3 protein-coding genes are annotated in these 1926 nt (G+C 67.0%); all 3 read right to left on the bottom strand.

The window, feature by feature from the left end; genetic code table 11:
- The coding region (locus tag E1261_RS44560; protein WP_165952879.1) for an alcohol dehydrogenase catalytic domain-containing protein at positions 1–225 on the bottom strand (225 nt) is incomplete at its 3' end.
- A 48-nt stretch (positions 226–273) separates the two neighbouring features.
- Positions 274–552, bottom strand: a complete 279-nt coding sequence (locus E1261_RS44555; protein ID WP_132416395.1) for a ubiquitin-like small modifier protein 1 — start codon at positions 550–552, stop codon at positions 274–276.
- Positions 549–1814, bottom strand: a complete 1266-nt coding sequence (thrC, locus tag E1261_RS44550) for a threonine synthase (protein ID WP_132416393.1) — start codon at positions 1812–1814, stop codon at positions 549–551. Before thrC ends, E1261_RS44555 begins: the two co-directional genes overlap by 4 nt.
- Positions 1815–1926 lie beyond the last annotated feature (112 nt).

Here is a 1926-nt window from a genome sequence, read left to right as displayed (position 1 = left end):
CCCCTCAACCCCGGCCCCGATCGCGGCAATCGTCCCGGCCAACTCATGCCCAGGCACATGCGGCAACACGATGTCCGAGTCATGCCCCATCCACCCATGCCAGTCACTCCGGCACAGCCCAGTCGCCTCAACCTTCAGCACGACGGATCCGTCCGCCACCTCGGGCTCCGGAACTTCCCGCACTTCCGGCACAACGCCGTACTGCTCGATCACCACTGCACGCATGGCGTCACCCTACGAGGTACAGGTGACGCCATGAACCACTCAAAGAAATCAGCAGCCGCCGGCCACAGCCGGGATGATCGAGACCTGGCCGCCGTCCTTGATCGTGGTCTGCAGGCCCTCGGCGAAACGGACGTCGTCGTCGTTCACGTAGACGTTCACGAAGCGGCGCAGCTCGCCGGACTCGTCGAGCACGCGGGACTTGATCCCGGGGTACGACGCGTCGAGCGAATCCAGCACCTCGGTCAGCGTCGCGCCTTCGGCGGACACCTCGGAGACCCCCTTGGTGTAGGGCCGGAGGATGGTCGGAACGCGAACACTCACACTCACTGCAGGCCTGCCTTCACGAAGGCGTCGTACGACGCGGGGATGGTCACCTTCGGGCCGACCCGGTCGGCCACGGCGTCGAGCGTCTTGAGCCCGTCGCCGGAGTTGATGATCACCGTCTCGGCGTCGGGATCGAGCTGACCGGTCTCGATCAGCTTCTTCAGGGTCGCGACGGTCACCCCGCCGGCGGTCTCGGTGAAGATGCCCTCGGTGCGGGCGAGCAACTGGATGCCGTCGACAACTTCTTCATCGGAGACGTCCTCGATCACACCACCGGTACGGCGGGCGACGTCCAGCACGTACGGACCGTCGGCCGGGTTGCCGATGGCGAGCGACTTCGCGATCGTGTCCGGCTTGACCGGCTTCACCACGTCGTACCCGTCGCGGAAGGCTTGCGCGACCGGCGAGCAGCCGGTCGCCTGGGCGCCGTAGATCTTGTAGTCGGTGGCGTCGACCAGCCCGAGCTTGCCGAGCTCGGTGAAGCCCTTGTCGATCTTGGTCAGCTGCGAACCGGACGCGACCGGGATGACGACCTGCTGCGGGATCCGCCAGCCGAGCTGCTCGGCGATCTCGTAGGCGAGCGTCTTGGAACCCTCGGAGTAGTAGGGACGGACGTTGACGTTGACGAACGCCCAGCCCTCCTCCTCACCGGCGATCTCGGAGGCCAGCTTGTTCACGTCGTCGTAGTTACCGTCGACGGCCACCAGCGTCCCGCCGTACACAGCGGTGGTGATGATCTTGGGCCGCTCAAGGTCCTTCGGGATGAAGACGACCGAGCGGATCCCGGCCCGCGCGGCGGCCGCGGCGACGGCGTTGGCCAGGTTGCCGGTGGAGGGGCAGGCGAACACCTTCAGGCCCAGCTCGCGGGTGGCGCTCAGGGCGCTCGCCACGACCCGGTCCTTGAAGGAGTGCGTCGGGTTGCCGGAGTCGTCCTTCACCCAGAGCTTGCGCAGCCCGAGCTCGCGGGCCAGGTTCTGTGCGTCGATGAGCCGGGTGTAACCGGGCTCGGTGTTCGGGAAGCTGGCCACGTCGACGGGGACGGGCAGCAGCGGCTGGTAGCGCCAGATGTTCTTCGGACCGGCCTCGATCTGCTCCCGCGTGATGGTCGGGAACTCGTACCCGACCTCGAGCGGACCGAAGCACTCCATACAGGCGTAGAACGGACCGAGCGGCGACTTCGCCCCACAGGCGCGACAGCTCAGGTGCGTACCGTTGCCGAAGGCACCTTCACGGATGGTGTGGGTGGTCGCGGTGGCCAGGCTCATGGCGTGAGGTTCCCCTCTCATCTTCCCCGCGAACACCGGATCTCGATGGCGGGACGGATTTGGCACCGTTCCACCGTGAGTGGCCCCGGGGTGGGGTCTCGACGGGGAGGGT

It is taken from the genome of Kribbella albertanoniae (assembly GCF_004348455.1).
Classification (GTDB): Bacteria; Actinomycetota; Actinomycetes; order Propionibacteriales; family Kribbellaceae; genus Kribbella; species Kribbella albertanoniae.
This window is presented reverse-complemented; position numbering and strand designations above follow the sequence as displayed.

Coding starts and splice junctions, on each gene's coding strand:
- thrC (WP_132416393.1), bottom strand. CDS start 1,814: ATGAGCCTGGCCACCGCGACCACCCACACCATCCGTGAAGGTGCCTTC.